This is a genomic window from Arthrobacter yangruifuii, assembly GCF_009192775.1.
GTDB classification, from domain to species: domain Bacteria; phylum Actinomycetota; class Actinomycetes; order Actinomycetales; family Micrococcaceae; genus Arthrobacter_B; species Arthrobacter_B yangruifuii.
In genome coordinates this window covers 1-14,934 of sequence record NZ_VTFX01000002.1, presented here as the reverse complement: position 1 = coordinate 14,934, position 14,934 = coordinate 1, and the positions used below count along the sequence as shown (strand labels likewise).

14 protein-coding genes, 2 tRNA genes and 1 rRNA gene are annotated in these 14,934 nt (G+C 66.4%); 2 read left to right on the top strand and 15 right to left on the bottom strand.

The features are described 5' to 3' along the window. Positions 1 to 72: 72 nt before the first annotated feature. Positions 73 to 825 (bottom strand): hypothetical protein, encoded by a 753-nt coding sequence (locus GD627_RS16445; protein ID WP_153297118.1) that lies wholly within the window; start codon positions 823 to 825, stop codon positions 73 to 75. A gap of 150 nt (positions 826 to 975) precedes the next feature. Here GD627_RS16445 and GD627_RS06110 point away from each other — a divergent pair, with 150 nt between their 5' ends. Further along, positions 976 to 1,452, top strand: a complete 477-nt coding sequence (locus tag GD627_RS06110) for a DUF3515 domain-containing protein (protein WP_152271803.1) — start codon at positions 976 to 978, stop codon at positions 1,450 to 1,452. Here the strand turns inward: GD627_RS06110 and GD627_RS06105 are convergent. From GD627_RS06105 to leuC, 6 genes are all read right to left on the bottom strand, one after another. Continuing rightward, positions 1,449 to 2,591: a D-alanine--D-alanine ligase family protein gene (locus GD627_RS06105; RefSeq protein WP_246165369.1), complete on the bottom strand. Its 1,143-nt coding sequence runs from the start codon at positions 2,589 to 2,591 to the stop codon at positions 1,449 to 1,451. The two genes, GD627_RS06110 and GD627_RS06105, sit on opposite strands and share 4 nt — an antisense overlap. Positions 2,592 to 2,602: 11 nt before the next feature. Continuing rightward, entirely contained in the window at positions 2,603 to 3,646 is a 1,044-nt protein-coding gene (locus GD627_RS06100) for an NAD(P)H-dependent glycerol-3-phosphate dehydrogenase (RefSeq protein WP_152271802.1), read from the bottom strand. Continuing rightward, positions 3,643 to 4,437: a lysophospholipid acyltransferase family protein gene (locus GD627_RS06095; protein ID WP_152271801.1), complete on the bottom strand. Its 795-nt coding sequence runs from the start codon at positions 4,435 to 4,437 to the stop codon at positions 3,643 to 3,645. The genes GD627_RS06100 and GD627_RS06095 overlap by 4 nt, the downstream gene beginning before the upstream one ends. Before the next feature lie 9 nt (positions 4,438 to 4,446). Beyond that, positions 4,447 to 5,787 (bottom strand): UDP-N-acetylglucosamine 1-carboxyvinyltransferase, encoded by a 1,341-nt coding sequence (gene murA, locus GD627_RS06090; protein WP_146364513.1) that lies wholly within the window; start codon positions 5,785 to 5,787, stop codon positions 4,447 to 4,449. A gap of 279 nt (positions 5,788 to 6,066) precedes the next feature. Further along, positions 6,067 to 6,666, bottom strand: coding sequence for a 3-isopropylmalate dehydratase small subunit (leuD, locus tag GD627_RS06085; protein ID WP_152271800.1), 600 nt, complete (start codon positions 6,664 to 6,666; stop codon positions 6,067 to 6,069). A 10-nt stretch (positions 6,667 to 6,676) separates the two neighbouring features. Further along, positions 6,677 to 8,128, bottom strand: coding sequence for a 3-isopropylmalate dehydratase large subunit (leuC, locus tag GD627_RS06080; protein WP_146364517.1), 1,452 nt, complete (start codon positions 8,126 to 8,128; stop codon positions 6,677 to 6,679). Between the two features lie 110 nt (positions 8,129 to 8,238). Between leuC and GD627_RS06075 the strand changes: the two genes are divergently transcribed. Next, entirely contained in the window at positions 8,239 to 8,958 is a 720-nt protein-coding gene (locus GD627_RS06075) for an IclR family transcriptional regulator (RefSeq protein WP_152271799.1), read from the top strand. Positions 8,959 to 8,987: 29 nt separating this feature from the next. On the opposite strand, the gene thiL is transcribed toward GD627_RS06075, so the two are convergent. From thiL to rrf, 8 genes are all read right to left on the bottom strand, one after another. After that, positions 8,988 to 9,998, bottom strand: coding sequence for a thiamine-phosphate kinase (gene thiL / locus GD627_RS06070; RefSeq protein ID WP_152271798.1), 1,011 nt, complete (start codon positions 9,996 to 9,998; stop codon positions 8,988 to 8,990). A 135-nt stretch (positions 9,999 to 10,133) separates the two neighbouring features. Beyond that, positions 10,134 to 10,206, bottom strand: a tRNA-Glu gene (locus GD627_RS06065). Positions 10,207 to 10,331: 125 nt separating this feature from the next. Continuing rightward, positions 10,332 to 10,403, bottom strand: a tRNA-Gln gene (locus GD627_RS06060). 111 nt (positions 10,404 to 10,514) lie between these two features. Then, positions 10,515 to 11,240 (bottom strand): HAD family hydrolase, encoded by a 726-nt coding sequence (locus GD627_RS06055; RefSeq protein WP_152271797.1) that lies wholly within the window; start codon positions 11,238 to 11,240, stop codon positions 10,515 to 10,517. 9 nt (positions 11,241 to 11,249) lie between these two features. Continuing rightward, entirely contained in the window at positions 11,250 to 12,767 is a 1,518-nt protein-coding gene (gene gltX, locus GD627_RS06050; RefSeq protein ID WP_152271796.1) for a glutamate--tRNA ligase, read from the bottom strand. 38 nt (positions 12,768 to 12,805) lie between these two features. Then, entirely contained in the window at positions 12,806 to 13,408 is a 603-nt protein-coding gene (locus GD627_RS06045; protein ID WP_152271795.1) for a hypothetical protein, read from the bottom strand. Beyond that, complete coding sequence (locus tag GD627_RS06040) at positions 13,408 to 14,181, bottom strand: fumarylacetoacetate hydrolase family protein (RefSeq protein ID WP_146364536.1); 774 nt, start codon at positions 14,179 to 14,181, stop codon at positions 13,408 to 13,410. The genes GD627_RS06045 and GD627_RS06040 overlap by 1 nt, the downstream gene beginning before the upstream one ends. A 416-nt stretch (positions 14,182 to 14,597) precedes the next feature. Beyond that, positions 14,598 to 14,714, bottom strand: a 5S ribosomal RNA gene (gene rrf, locus GD627_RS06035). Positions 14,715 to 14,934: the final 220 nt, after the last annotated feature.

Below are 14,934 nucleotides of genomic sequence, written 5' to 3'. Positions count from 1 at the left end.
TCCCATATCCCCCATTACTAAAAGCCGTTAAAGAATACCCGCCATGTATTTAGGCAGCATAACTGATTTATTCTATACTCCGTTTCCGCCGGCCTTGAACGGAAGCGATCCGGCGGATCCCCGGAGTTTCAGATAATAAAGCACTCCGCCGCCCACAAGTAACAGGATGACTCCGCCCCGCACCAGCCAGTCGGAACCGCTGGAACCGGATTTCACGCTCTCGGCCGCGAGTGCGGACGGCGTCGCCGACGGTTCGGGTGAGGAGGTGGTGGCCGTGGGAGTGGGGGAAGCAGAGGGCTTCGCGGAGGCGGTGGGAGACGGCGTCGGGGTCGGTGTGGGGGTGGGTTCCGCGTCCGGGTCCACAATCTCCATGGTGACGGGATCCCAGACAGTCCCCGTATAGAACATGGTGACCGGATCGATGAGGCTGCCGGTGCCCGGCTCGATGAGCAGCCCGGTTCCCGGATGGATCAGGTACCCGGTGCCTGGGTCCACAACGTACCCCGTCACCGGATCATACTGGGGGCCGGGATCAGGAGCCGGTTCAGGGGTAGGTTCCGGTGCGGGCGGCGCAGGAGACGGGGCCGGCGCAGGGGCTGGCGCGGGGGCCGGGGCTGGGGCCGGCACCGGAACAGGGGCCGGTGCCGGGGCCGGCGCGGGTTCGGGCACGGGGACGGTCGGCACGGGATCCGTCGGCGAGGGCACGGTAACCCGCGGAACGGCAGGAGTCTCCCCCACGGCCAGGGCCGGGGCGGCAAACACCGTTGCTGCCACCAGGGCACCCGCAAGGATGCCCACGGCTCGGGGAGCGGATTTCTGTTGCATGGTGTTTGTTCCCCCGGTCGGCAGCCGGACAGGCCGGCATGTTTCCGCCGTTGAATGCGGCGGCGATGTCACTTAGCGGTACGAGTCTATACAGTCCCGCCGGTACGGACCGATTCAGGACCGGGGCACGGCGGCGGATACGCTGGAATCATGAAGTTCTACGCATTACCCGCAGTACTCGCACTTTGTGCAGTTGCCGCCACCGGCTGCAGCCCGGTGGCCAGTATCGAATCGGCTCCGGATGCTGGCAACCCGGACTGCGCTGCCGTGATGGTGTCGCTGCCGGACAAGCTGGCGGATTACCCGCTGCGGGAGACGGACAGCCAGTCGACGGCTGCCTGGGGGGATCCCTCGCGGGCGATCCTCAAGTGCGGCGTCCCCGTGCCCGGTCCCACCACGGATCCCTGCGCCGAAGTGAACGGCGTGGACTGGATCCTTCGGGAAGGCGACGACACCTGGACCGCTACCACCTACGGCCGGGAGCCGGCTGTGGAGGTCATCTTCGATCCCAACGAGGTGGCCTCGTCCACCGTCCTGGTCCAGCTGCAGAACGCCGTGTCCAAAATCGAACCGACCCGCCAGTGCCTGAGCCCCGCGGACACCCTGGAGCTGGACCAGCAGGGCTAGCGCAGCCCGGTCTTCCGGTCCAGGGCGAGGCTGATCAGTTCGTCGATCAGCTCGCTGTACGGCAGGCCGGACTTGGCCCACATCTGCGGGTACATGCTGATGGGGGTGAAGCCGGGCATGGTGTTGATCTCGTTAATGATCAGCTGTCCGTCCGGGGTGTAGAAGAAATCCACCCGGGACAGGCCCTCTCCGCCGACGGAGTCAAAGGCCGTGCCGGCCAGGCTGCGGACCCGGGCGGAAACATCCGCCGGCAGGTCCGCCGGGCAGCTGAGTTCAGCGGCCGCACCGTCCACGTACTTGGCTTCGAAGTCATACCACTCGTGGCCGCCGTCCTGAACGGCAACTTCGCCGGGCTGGCTGGTGCGCGGGTCCTCGGTGCCGCGGCCCTGCAGGACGGCCACTTCGATTTCCCGGCCGGTGATTCCTGCTTCCACCACAACCTTGGGATCATGCAGGCGTGCCGCTTCAATGGCAGCCGGCAGGTCCGCGGGGTCGGTGACCCGGGTGATGCCCATGGAGGACCCGGCGCGGGCCGGCTTCACGAACAGCGGGAAATCCAGGGCTCCGGCGCGGTCCAGGCAGGCCTGCGGATCCCGCAGCCACTGCCGGGCGGTAATGACCTCGTAAGGGCCCACGGTGAGGCCGGCGGCTTCGAAAACCACCTTCATATAGTGCTTGTCCATGCCCACGGCGGAGGCCAGAACCCCAGCCCCCACGTACCGGACATCGGCCATTTCCAGCAGGCCCTGCAGGGTGCCGTCCTCGCCGAAGGGCCCGTGCAGCAGCGGCAGGACCACGTCCACCCGGCCCAGGCTGCGGGGCAGGCTGCCGGCAGCGTGGGCCACCAGTTCCCGGCTGCCGTCCTGCGACGAGAGGACCACGGATTCCTCCGAAACGGGAACCTCGGGCAGGGTGGCGGCGCGCAGGGACCATTCGGCCGGATTGGCGGACACCAGGCTCCACTGGCCGTTCTTCGCAATGCCGATGGGAACGACGTCGTACTTTGTCGTGTCGATGGCCTGCAGCACTCCTGCGGCAGTCACACAGCTCACGGCATGCTCGCTGGAACGTCCGCCGAACAGTACGGCCACCCGGGGGCGGGTGCCTCCGGGACGGTCCGTTGCGGCGGGGGCGGGCAGGGGTTCAACAGTCACGGGGCGGACACACCTTCGGATTTCAGTTCGCGGGCCAGCAGCCGCGGGCCCAGTTCATCAACAGTAATAACGCCCTGGAGTACGGCGACGACGTTTTCGGTGATCGGCATGTAGACGCCGAGCTGGGTGGCACGGTCCAGCACTGCCTGCGCGGACTTGATGCCCTCGGCCGTCTGCGTCATGGAGGCGTTGACCTCCGCGAGGCTCAGGCCCCGGGCCAGCAGCGTGCCGGCGGTGTGGTTGCGGGACAGGGCCGAGGAGCAGGTGGCAATCAGGTCACCCATCCCGGCGAGGCCGGCCATGGTCTCGGCATTGCCGCCCAGGGCCAGTGCCAGGCGGGTGGTTTCCGCCAGGCCGCGCGTCATGACGGAGGCCTTGGTGTTGTCACCCATCTTCTTGCCGTCGCAGATTCCCACGGCAAGGGCAATGACGTTCTTGACGATCCCGCCGATTTCCGTGCCCACCACATCCACGTTGGTGTAGGGACGGAAGTAGGGTGCCGTGCAGGCTTCGGCGATCCAGACGGCGGTGTCCAGATCGGTGCACGCCACCACGGACGCGGTGGGCTCCTGGCGGGCAATTTCCATGGCAAGGTTCGGACCGGACACCACGGCAATGCGTTCTTCGGGCAGGCCCAGTTCCTCGGCAATCACCTGGCTCATCCGGGCGTCTGTGCCGCGCTCCAGTCCCTTCATCAGCGAGACCACGACGGCGTCGGAGCCAATCAGTCCCACTATGTCCCGGAGCTGGGCGCGCAGCGACTGTGCAGGAACGGCCAGCACCACAATTTCCGCTCCGGCCAGCACCTCGGACAGGTCCGTGGAGGCGCGGAGGTTGACGGGCAGGACAGTGTCCTTGAGGTACTGGGTGTTGCGGTGCCGGAGGTTGATGTCCTCGGCCACCTCGGGACGGCGTGCCCAGAGCCGGACGTCGGTGCCGCGTTCGGCGCCCGAATCGGCGGCGATCTTGGCGAAGACGGTGCCCCAGCTTCCGGCGCCCAGGACGGCGACGACGGCGGGGTGTTCACTGCGGGCGGTCACTGGCCGGCCTCCGGTTCGGTTGGTGTGGTTGCTGTGCCGGATCCGGCGGATCCGGTTTCAAACGAGCGGCCCACCTGGCGCTGGCCTTTGGCCACCGGGTTCCACCGCTCGGCGGGCGGCTGGGCGCCGCGGAGTTTGGAGACCATATCCGTCAGGTCGGACATGATCCGCTCGGTGGCGGCATCCAGCACCGCCTTGCTGGTCGGCAGGCCGGCGAATTCAGACAGATCCACCGGTTTGCCGACCACCAGCCGCACCCGTTTGCGCGGGAACAGGTTGGGGAATTTCGCGTAGCGCGGGAAGGCGTCCTGCGCGCCCCAGTGGGCGATGGGGATGACGGGGGCCCCGGTCTGCAGCGCCAGCCGCGCCGCCCCGGTCCGGCCCTTCATGGGCCACAGGTCCGGGTCCCGGGTAAGGGTGCCCTCGGGGTAGATCACCAGGGTGCGCCCGGCTTCCAGGGCGGCCCGGGCGGCATCCAGGGAACCTGCGGCCCCGGAGGTAATGCGTTCCACCGGGACCTGGTTGGTTGCGGACAGTGCCGGTCCGAGCACCGGAACCTTGAACAGCGAGGCCTTTGCCAGGAAGTGCGGTGAGCGGCCCTGGTTGTACAGGAAGTGCCCCACCACCACCGGATCGATTTCGGTCACGTGGTTCGGGCAGACAATAAAGCCCGGGTCGCGGGGCAGGTTCTCGGCCCCTTGCCACTGCTTCTTGAGGAAGATATTGAATATCGGCCTCAAAGTTCCTGCGAGCAGGGCAAAAACAACCCGTGCCTTAGTCGATTCGGTCATGCCGTCAGGCTACCGGAGTCCTGCAGATACGCCGGAAGCGACGTCGAAGTCCGCGCCGAGGCCCTCCAGCTTGCCCTGGAAGTGCTCATACCCGCGGTTGATCAGCTCGATGCCGGTCACCCGGGAGGTTCCCTCGGCTGCCAGCGCGGCGATGAGGTGGCTGAAGCCGCCGCGCAGGTCCGGGATGTCGATCTCGGCGCCGCGCAGCTGCACGGAGCCGGCGATGACCGCCGAGTGCAGGAAGTTGCGCTGGCCGAAACGGCACGGAACGCTGCCCAGGCACTCACGGTGCACCTGGATGTTGGCACCCATCCGGATCAGGGCTTCGGTGAAACCGAAGCGGTTCTCATACACGGTCTCGTGCACGATGGACACGCCCTCGGCCTGGGTCAGGGCCACCACGAGGGGCTGCTGCCAGTCCGTCATGAAGCCGGGGTGGACGTCGGTTTCCAGCACAAGCGGATTCAGCGGGCCGCCCGGGTGGTAGAACCGGATGCCGCCGTCGTCGACGTCGAACGCGCCGCCGATCTTGCGGTAGGTATTCAGGAACGCGGTGAGGTCCTTCTGGTCCGCACCCTCCACGTAGATGTCACCCTTGGTGACCAGGGCGGCGGACGCCCAGGAAGCGGCCTCGTTGCGGTCCGGAAGCGCACGGTGGTTGTACCCGGTCAGTTCGGACACGCCCTCGATCCGGATAACGCGGTCCGTCTGCACGGAAATGATGGCGCCCATCTTCTGCAGGATGGCGATCAGGTCCAGGATCTCCGGTTCCACGGCTGCACCGCGCAGTTCGGTGATGCCCACGGCCTTCACAGCGGTGAGCAGCACCTGTTCGGTGGCTCCCACGCTGGGGTACGGCAGCTCGAGCTTGGCACCGCTGAGCCCCTTGGGGGCGGACAGGGAAATGCCGCCGGGACGCTTTTCCACCACGGCACCGAAGTTGCGCAGCATCTGCAGGTGGTAGTCGATAGGCCGGTCGCCGATCTTGCAGCCGCCCAGGTCCGGAATGAAGGCTTCGCCCAGGCTGTGCATCAAGGGCCCGCAGAGCAGGATCGGGATGCGCGAATCGCCGGCGTGGGCGTCGATGTCCTTGGAAGCAGCCGTCTTGGCGTTCTTCGGGTCCATGGTGAGATCGCCGGTGACGGGATCCTTGGTGACCTCGACGCCGTGCAGCTGCAGCAGGGAGGTGACTACCTCAACGTCCTTGATTTCCGGAACGTTGCGCAGTGTGGACGGGCCGTTGCCAAGCAGGGCCGCAACCATCGCTTTGGGGACCAGATTTTTCGCCCCGCGGACCGGTACCTTCCCGGAGAGAGGAACACCGCCTCGGATGGTGAGGACGCTACCCATGAACACCTGATTTCCTAAAATAGTTTGGCCCCGTGAGCAAGAAGAGACTGCACTCAAGCATATGAGCAAGCGTCTGCTTACTGAAATAACTTCGCCGCCGGGGAGGGCAGGACCGGTGTGATTCCGGTCATGTCCGCTGCGGCGGAAACGCGGATGGGCCCCGCCGAAGCGGGGCCCATCCATGCTATCGGGGCCGCGGCGGAGGCAGAAAATCCTCCGGGGCGCAAACCGGCAGTCCGCTGACGGTTTTCCGGGCCGGTGTTCCCTGCCGGGGACGCCTTAGGTCCGGACCGGCAGGGTTGCCGGCTTATAGGACGGCCGTGCGGCTTCGAAGGAGGTGATGTCGGACTCGTGGCGCAGGGTCAGGGCGATATCGTCCAGCCCCTCCAGCAGGCGCCAGCGGGTGTACTCGTCAATCTCGAAGGGCGCTGTGACGCTGCCGCAGACGGCGGTGCGGGCCTGCAGGTCTACGGTGACGGCGGTACCCGGGGACTCTTCGAGGACTTTCCAGATGAGCTCGATATCCTCCTGCGCCACCTGCGCTGCCACGAGGCCCTGCTTACCGGCGTTGCCGCGGAAAATATCGGCGAAGCGGGAGGAGAGCACGGCACGGAAGCCGTAGTCCTTCAGGGCCCAGACGGCATGCTCGCGGGAGGACCCAGTGCCGAAGTCGGGGCCGGCCACCAGGACGGATCCCCGGTCATAGGGTTCCTGGTTCAGGATGAAGTCCTTGTTTTTCCGCCAGCCGGCGAAGAGCGCATCCTCGAATCCCGTGCGGGTGATCCGCTTGAGGTAAACGGCCGGAATGATCTGGTCCGTGTCTACGTCGCTTTGGCGCAGCGGGACGCCGATGCCGGTGTGGGTAGTGATTTTTTCCATAGCGGTTCTCCTAGGCTGCGGTGCCGACGACGGCGTCCGGCAGCGGGTCAAGGTCCGAGGGCGAGCTGAGGGTTCCACGCACGGCCGTGGCGGCAGCCACCACCGGGGAGACCAGATGGGTCCGGCCGCCCTTGCCCTGCCGGCCTTCAAAGTTGCGGTTGGAGGTGGAGGCGCAGCGCTCCCCCGGTTCAAGCTGGTCCGGGTTCATGCCCAGGCACATGGAGCAGCCGGCAAACCGCCATTCCGCACCGAAGTCCTTGAAGACCCGGTCCAGGCCTTCCGCCTCGGCTTCCAGGCGTACCCGCGCGGATCCGGGGACAACCATCATCCGGACCGCCGGATCCTTCTGCCGGCCGCGGATGATGTCCGCCGCTATCCGCAGGTCTTCGATCCGGCTGTTGGTGCAGGAGCCGAGGAAGACCGTGTCCACCCGGATGTCCTTCATGGCGGTTCCGGGGGCCAGATCCATGTATGCGAGGGCGCGTTCCGCGGCGGCGCGGGCATTCTCATTGCTGAAATCCGCGGGGGCGGGCACGGCTTCGGAGAGCGGAACCCCCTGGCCCGGGTTGGTTCCCCAGGTGACAAAAGGCTCCAGGGTGTCGGCGTCGAGGAACACCTCGGCGTCAAACTCGGCGTCCTCATCGGTGGCGAGGGACTTCCAGTGTTCGACGGCGGCGTCCCAGTCCCGGCCCTGCGGCGCGTGCGGGCGGTCCTTGAGGTAGGCGAAGGTGGTTTCGTCCGGCGCCACCATCCCGGCCCGCGCGCCGGCTTCGATGGACATGTTGCAGATGGTCATGCGTGCTTCCATCGACAGGGCGCGGATGGCCGAGCCTCGGTATTCCAGCACGTAGCCCTGGCCCCCGCCGGTGCCGATCCGGGCAATCACCGCGAGGATGATGTCCTTGGATGTGACTCCGGGGCGCAGGGTGCCTTCGACGTTGATCGCCATGGTCTTGAAAGGCTTCAGGGACAGTGTCTGGGTGGCCATCACGTGCTCAACCTCGGAGGTTCCGATGCCCATTGCCAGTGCCCCGAAGGCCCCGTGCGTCGAGGTGTGGGAATCTCCGCAGACCACCGTGAGCCCGGGCTGGGTCAGCCCCAGCTGCGGGCCGACCACATGGACAATGCCCTGCTCTGCGTCGCCGAGCGGATGCAGCCGCACGCCGAACTCGGCGCAGTTGGCCCGCAGCGTTTCAATCTGGGTGCGGCTCACCGGATCCGCAATCGGCTTGTCGATCGCCAGCGTAGGCGTGTTGTGGTCCTCGGTGGCTATGGTCAGGTCCGGGCGGCGCAGTCCGCGGCCGGACAGCCGCAGGCCCTCGAAGGCCTGCGGTGAGGTCACCTCGTGGACGAGGTGGAGATCGATGTAGAGCAGATCAGGAGCACCGTCCTCCCCCTTGCGGATTACGTGCTCGTCCCACACCTTCTGTGCGAGTGTCCTGCCAGCCACATGCTCACCCATATCAGGTACCCCTCGTTGTCTTTCCTTTGGCCTTAAGAGAACCAGCAGGCGGGGCGGCGGCGCCACCTTTTCAATTTGCATCTCAGATAGTGAGACGGCAGTATCATTTCATGGACACATCAAGCGGGGTAGGCGTTATCGATAAAGCGGCCATGGTGCTGGACGCACTGGAGGCCGGTCCCACCACGCTGGCGCAGCTGGTCTCCGCCACGGGACTGGCCCGGCCCACCGTGCACCGGCTGGCGCTGGCGCTGGTGCACCACCGCCTGGTGGGACGGGACATGCAGGGCCGGTTTGTCCTGGGCAGCCGCCTGGTGGAGCTTGCCTCCGCCGCCGGAGAAGACCGCCTCATTGCCTCCGCCGGCCCGGTGCTTTTATCCCTGCGCGATGCCACGGGCGAGAGTTCCCAGGTCTTCCGACGCCAGGGCGAATGGCGGGTCTGCGTGGCCTCGGCGGAACGCCCCATCGGCCTGCGGGACACCATTCCCGTGGGCACCCAGCTGTCTATGAAGGCCGGCTCCGCGGCGCAGTGCCTGCTCGCCTGGGAAGACCATGACCGCCTCATCGAGGGCCTGCACAACGCCCGGTTCACCCCCACGGTCCTGGCCGGCGTCCGGCGCCGTGGCTGGGCGCAGAGCCTGGGCGAACGCGAGCCGGGGGTGGCCTCCGTGTCCGCTCCGGTGCGCGGACCCTCCGGCCGGGTGATTGCCGCCGTCTCCATCTCCGGACCCATCGAACGCCTCACCCGCCAGCCCGGCCGCGTCCATGCCGAAGTGGTGGCCAAGGCCGCAGCCCAGCTGACCGAAGCGCTGCGCAAGGGCGGCGAGTAACCCTATATTGGGAGCCTTCGGCGCGGGCGTCAGCCTGCGAAATGGTCCCATCCGGTGGCAGGCGGCTCCTCGCCGCCGAACGTGACGCCCTCGCCGCCGTGTACTTCGCCGAGCCGGATAAACCCCTTCGGCAGGATCGCCTCGGGTCCGAAGGTGGCCAGCAGACCGTGGTCCTCTCCCCCGCCCAAGACCCATTCCAGCGGATCGGCCCCCAGCCGGCCTGCCGCCGGAGCCAGCATCTCCGCACGTGAGCTGAGATAGCCGGCGTCAAGGTCAATAGCCACGCCTGAGGCGCGGGCGATGCGTCCGGCATCCCGCACCAGCCCGTCGGAGACGTCCAGCATGGCGGTGGCGCCTGCGGCTGCTGCCGCAGGACCTGCGGCAGCGTACGGCGGCCGGGGGCGAAGCTGCGCCAGGGCCAGGCTCCCCAGCTCCACATCTTCCGCTCCGGCGGGGTCGGCAAGCTCCAGACCGCTCTCCAGCACCGCCAGGCCGCCCGCTGCGAGGCCCAGCGATCCTACGTGTGCCAGGATGTCCCCCGGGCGTGCTCCTGACCGCAGAACCGGCCGCCTGCCCTGCAGATCACCCGTAACGGCCGCCGTCACCACAATCTGGCTGCCGCGGCCCAGGTCTCCGCCCACCACTGAACAGTTCTCGAAGGCCAGCGAGGCAATTCCGGCCGCGAGACCCTCGGCAAGATCCTCCACCCAGGACACTTCCGTGGTGCCGGGCAGGGTCAGGCTGACCACCAGCGAAGTAGGCACGGCGCCCATGGCACGGATGTCGGAGACGTTTTGTGCCACGCACTTCCAGCCGACGTCGAACCCGGAGGTGCGGTAGCCGCAGGGCCAGAGCAGGCGGAAATCGGCATCCTCAACGAGGGTGTCGATGGAAATCACTGTTCGGCCGTCCGGCGCCGCGATGACGGCGGCGTCGTCTCCGGGTCCCAGCAGGGCGGTGTCCGGACCCAGACGCGGAAAAATCCGGGCCAGGAGAGCCTTCTCATCGAGCTGGTCCACGGTTCGGGCGTCGAGCGGCATGTTCCTCCGGTCATGATGCGGATACGGTTTTCGAAATTAGCACGGCGCGTGGCGGTGCCGGAGCGCGGCCGGCCCGGAAAAGACCCGGGAAAAACAAAACCGGCCCCGGACATAATGTCCGGAGCCGGTGAGTTGTGACCCCAGCGGGATTCGAACCCGCGTTACCGCCGTGAGAGGGCAGCGTACTAGGCCGCTATACGATGGGGCCGTGTACAGTGCTCCGGGAGGAACTTCCCCGTGCACTTCCTTGCCGGTTTCGAAGAACCGGCGGAAAGAGTATTTCACATTCTTTCCAAGGAGACCAATCCGGGCTAAGCCACAAATTGATTACCGCTGGGATACCAGGACTCGAACCTAGAATGTCGGTACCAGAAACCGATGTGTTGCCAATTACACCATATCCCACTGCGCTTTTTCGGCTGCTTCTCGAGGAGTTATCCTCGGCCGCAGCCCCTCAGCACGAGATATAACTATACACGGGTTTCGGACCAAGTACAAAACGGGCTTCGCGCGCCCTCACACCAGGTCCAGCAGCTCCCCCAGGGAAGCGATGGAAGAGACCTCCGGCGGCACCACCGCGCCGTCGGTCCGCACCGGAGAAGGGTTGTCTGCCCGGTCCAGCCAGACGCCCAGCAGGCCGGCATTGGCCGCCCCGATTCCGTCCACCACCAGATTGTCCCCCACATAGGCACTGCGCTGCGGTGTGCTGCCGAGCAGGCGCACTCCCTCATGGAAAATCGCGGGGTCGGGCTTGGCCACGCCGACGGTGTCGATGCCCACCAGGACTTTGATCCGCTCCAGCCCCGCGGCGTCGAGCTTTGCGCGCTGGTAATCGTGGACGTTGTTGCTGACGGCCCCGTACGCGATACCGCGTGCCTCCAGGGCGTCCAGGAGCGGGACGACGTCGTCGAAGGCCTGGAAGTACTGCGGCAGGGTCTGCTCATACGCGTCATTCCAGGCGCGGGCGGCGTCGCTGTCCAGCGGCGCCAGGCCGGCCTCTTCACGGGCGTGCTGCAGGCGCAGTACGCGCTGGTCGGCAAAACCCACCCGGCCGGCCAGATAAGCGTCGTAGTGCCCCTGCGGGTCGGCGGCGAACAGGGAGGTATACGCCTCCCAGTCCGCCGCCGAGAAATGGGTCAGGTCAGTGGCACTGACTGCCTGCAGTGTGCTGCCCATGGCGGCCTGCAGGTCAATGAGTGTCTCGTCGATATCGAACAGCACTGCATCAACGGACCTGCCCATGATGGTTCCTTACGCTGCGGCGCGGAAGGCGCGGATCCGTGCGAGGGAGGATTCCCGGCCGAGGATGACCATGGATTCGAACAGGGGCGGCGAGATCCGGCGCCCGGACACCGCCGTGCGGACCGGACCGAAGGCCAGCCGCGGCTTGATCCCCATGTCCTCCACCAGTGCCTGGCGCAGCGCAGCCTGGATGGTCTCCGCCGTCCAGTCGGTGACCGATTCCAGGGCCGCCAGGGCGGCGTCCAGCACCTCGGCCAGGTTCGCCGGCAGGCCCTTCCGTGCATCAGCGGCAACGTCGACGGCGTCGTCGGCCTTGAACAGGAAACCGAGCATCTCCGGTGCCTCGCCCAGCAGGGTGATGCGTTCCTGCACCAGCGGTGCCGCCTCGGTCAGGATTTCCTCTTCGCGGGGCGTGAGGGCCTCCCCTACCAGGCCGGCCTGCTGCAGGTACGGGACCAGGCGGTTGCGGAAGTCTTCGGCCTCGAGCATCCGGACGTGGGTACCGTTGATGGCCTCGGCCTTCTTCAGGTCAAAGCGTGCGGGGTTGGCCAGCACGTTGTGGATGTCGAAGTTCTCCACCAGCTGGTCCACCGTGAAGATGTCCTCGTCGGCGGAGAGCGACCAGCCCAGCAGGGACAGGTAATTCAGCAGGCCTTCGGGGATGAAGCCGCGTTCCCGGTGCAGGAAGAGGCTGGACTCCGGATCGCGCTTGGACAGCTTCTTGTTGCCGGCACCCATCACGTACGGGAGGTGTCCGAACAGGGGCATGTACTTGGCCACGCCGACGTCGATCAGGGCCCGGTAGAGGGCCACCTGGCGCGGGGTGGAGGAGAGCAGGTCCTCGCCGCGCAGGATGTGGGTGATGCCCATGAGGGCATCGTCCACCGGGTTGACCAAGGTGTAGAGCGGTGCTCCGTTCGCCCGGACCACCACGAAGTCGGGAACGGTTCCGGCCTTGAAGGTGATCTCGCCGCGGACCAGGTCCGTGAAGGTGATGTCTTCATCCGGCATCCGGACGCGCAGCACCGGTGAGCGGCCTTCGGCCCGGAAGGCTTCGATCTGTTCCGGAGTCAGGTCGCGGTCATAGTTGTCATAACCGAGCTTGATGTCACGGCCGGCGGCGCGGTGGCGTGCCTCGATTTCCTCCGGGGTGGAGTAGGACTCGTAGACGTAGCCGGCCTCGCGCAGCTTCGCGATGACGTCCTGATAGATGTCGCCGCGCTGGGACTGCCGGTACGGTTCGTGCGGGCCGCCCACCTCCACGCCTTCATCCCACGTGATGCCGAGCCATTTCAGCGCGTCGAGGAGCTGGAGGTAGCTTTCCTCGCTGTCGCGGGCGGTGTCGGTGTCCTCGATGCGGAACACCATGGTGCCCTTGGTGTGCTTGGCATAGGCCCAGTTGAAGAGGGCTGTCCGGATGAGGCCGACGTGCGGGGTGCCCGTGGGAGAGGGGCAGAAGCGCACACGCACGGGTGTGTCATCGGTAACGGTGGGAAGGTCGGCTAAGGGAGTGGGAGCGTTTGTCATGATGCTTCCAGTTTAGACTCTTCCGTCCGCCGGCCGCCTTAGGACGCGTAGGCCAGCAGCCAGAGGAAGATTCCCCCGCCTGCTGCCGCTCCGGCCGCGCCGGCGGCAAGCCGGGTTCGCGGGCTCCCGTGCCGCAGCCTCACCGCGAGGGACACCGCGGGAACAGCTCCGGCGAGGATCCCGGCAAGGCTGCCCCACAGTCCCGGGAGCAGCAGCGCCGTCGTCACCCCCAGGATCACCGCACCCGCCCCCAGGCTGAGGTCCAGCCAGGACCAGGAGGTGAAGGCATTGGCGATGAGCAGGACGACGGCGGCGGCCAACAGGGCGAAAACCGCCGCCGAGAGCGCCAGCGGTCCCTGCAGCCAGAGAATGATCCGCTGGAACATAAAGGCCAGTGCCGCCGTGCCCAGCACCGTGGGCGGAAGGGATGACGGCGGCAGCCGGCGCAGGTCATTGCGCCGCTCCAGCCAGAACACCAGGACCGCCGGGAACACTCCCATCAGCAGGGCAGCACCCACTCCCCACGGCAGGGCGGCGCCGGGTGCAAAGCTGAGAAACGGAGCGGCCAGGAGAACCAGGGACCAGATGAGCGCTGCCCCCACCATTGTCCGTGCGGTCTCCCGGACCGCTCCGTGCGGCATCAGCTGCGGACGGTGTTGGTCAGCCGGCCAATGCCTTCAATGTCGACCTCGAAGCGTTCGCCGTCGCTGATGATGCCCACGCCGGCCGGGGTTCCGGTAAGGATGACGTCGCCGGGCAGCAGGGTGAACGCCTGCGACACGTAGGACACAAGTTCCTTGACGCCCCAGATCATCGAGTTCGTGTTGCCGTCCTGGACCAGCTCGCCGTTGAGGTAGCCGCGCACCGCGGTGTTCTCGGGATCCAGCTCGGTTTCAATCCACGGTCCAAGCGGGCAGGAGGTGTCAAAGCCCTTGGCACGGGCCCACTGGCCATCGGTGCGCTGGGCATCGCGGGCCGTCAGGTCATTCGCACAGGTGTAGCCGAAGATGACTTCGTCCACGCGTTCGATCGGGACATCCTTGCAGATACGGCCAATGACGACGGCGAGTTCAGCTTCGTAGGAGACCTCGTCCGAGAAGGAGGGCAGCACCACGGGATCATTCGGGCCGATCACCGAGGTGTTGGGCTTGAGGAACATCAGCGGCGCCGGCGGCACCTCGTTTCCCATTTCGCTGGCATGATCCGCATAGTTGCGGCCGATGCCGACCACTTTGCTTCGCGGGATGATCGGGGCCAGCAGCCGGACGTCCTCCAGTTTGTGCCGCTCCCCCGTCAGCTGGACGCCCGAAAAGAACGGGTCGCCCTTAATGACGGCGATTTCTTCGCTGCCTTCTTCTCCGCCGACCACGCCGAAGGCGGGGTCGCTGTCCTGTACAAATCGAGCAATACGCATGGGTCTAAGCCTAGTAGAGAAACCGCAGAGGTACGCCGGTGAGGGCTGCAGCGCCGCAATCGCCCCTCCAACTACCGGAAGCCGAACGAATACTGCCGGGAGAACAACGACGGCGGCGGCCCGGCCCCGCAGCGGAGGGATCGTTGTGGAGGACGCCGGCTAGCCAGCGTTTTTGCTCTCCCCCGGCCTGTTCCCCAGCCGGGGTAAGACCCCGCTCTCCGCCCGCGGGTGATATTTGTCTCGACTGCGGTGTCCCTCCGGACCGCTTGGCAGCCCCGGGTCTCCTGGCCTGGAACCGCGGGCGCGCAGAGAGCGGACTGCCGGCCTCCCCCCCACTGCGGGTAGAAGAACAGTGTGGGTTAAACAGGTCAGGCCCCGCACACATGGTGCGGGGCCTGACCCTCTCAACAAAAATTGTCCGGCGGTGACCTACTCTCCCACATCCTCCCGGATGCAGTACCATCGGCGCTGTGGGTCTTAGCTTCCGGGTTCGGAATGGGACCGGGCGTTTCCCCCACGCTATGACCGCCGTAACCCTTCCACCCGCACCACACACCCAAAAACCCAGGGCATGCGTGGGGAAAACAATGGTCACAACACGTCGTCAAGACGAAGTGATATTCAAATATAGTGTTTCGTTCCACGGCAACAACGGGTTGTTGTCCGGGAACCACATAGTGGACGCAAGCAGCATGATCACAACACCCTTTATACTTTGACGGACCGTTTGAAGTCGTGTCCGTCCAGGTGCTG

Excerpts from the sequence above, each read along its gene's own strand:
- GD627_RS16445 (WP_153297118.1), bottom strand. The coding sequence starts at position 825 with ATGCAACAGAAATCCGCTCCCCGAGCCGTGGGCATCCTTGCGGGTGCC.
- GD627_RS06110 (WP_152271803.1), top strand. The coding sequence starts at position 976 with ATGAAGTTCTACGCATTACCCGCAGTACTCGCACTTTGTGCAGTTGCC.
- GD627_RS06095 (WP_152271801.1), bottom strand. The coding sequence starts at position 4,437 with ATGACCGAATCGACTAAGGCACGGGTTGTTTTTGCCCTGCTCGCAGGA.
- murA (WP_146364513.1), bottom strand. The coding sequence starts at position 5,787 with ATGGGTAGCGTCCTCACCATCCGAGGCGGTGTTCCTCTCTCCGGGAAG.
- leuD (WP_152271800.1), bottom strand. The coding sequence starts at position 6,666 with ATGGAAAAAATCACTACCCACACCGGCATCGGCGTCCCGCTGCGCCAA.
- leuC (WP_146364517.1), bottom strand. The coding sequence starts at position 8,128 with ATGGGTGAGCATGTGGCTGGCAGGACACTCGCACAGAAGGTGTGGGAC.
- GD627_RS06075 (WP_152271799.1), top strand. The coding sequence starts at position 8,239 with ATGGACACATCAAGCGGGGTAGGCGTTATCGATAAAGCGGCCATGGTG.
- thiL (WP_152271798.1), bottom strand. The coding sequence starts at position 9,998 with ATGCCGCTCGACGCCCGAACCGTGGACCAGCTCGATGAGAAGGCTCTC.
- GD627_RS06055 (WP_152271797.1), bottom strand. The coding sequence starts at position 11,240 with ATGGGCAGGTCCGTTGATGCAGTGCTGTTCGATATCGACGAGACACTC.
- gltX (WP_152271796.1), bottom strand. The coding sequence starts at position 12,767 with ATGACAAACGCTCCCACTCCCTTAGCCGACCTTCCCACCGTTACCGAT.
- GD627_RS06045 (WP_152271795.1), bottom strand. The coding sequence starts at position 13,408 with ATGCCGCACGGAGCGGTCCGGGAGACCGCACGGACAATGGTGGGGGCA.
- GD627_RS06040 (WP_146364536.1), bottom strand. The coding sequence starts at position 14,181 with ATGCGTATTGCTCGATTTGTACAGGACAGCGACCCCGCCTTCGGCGTG.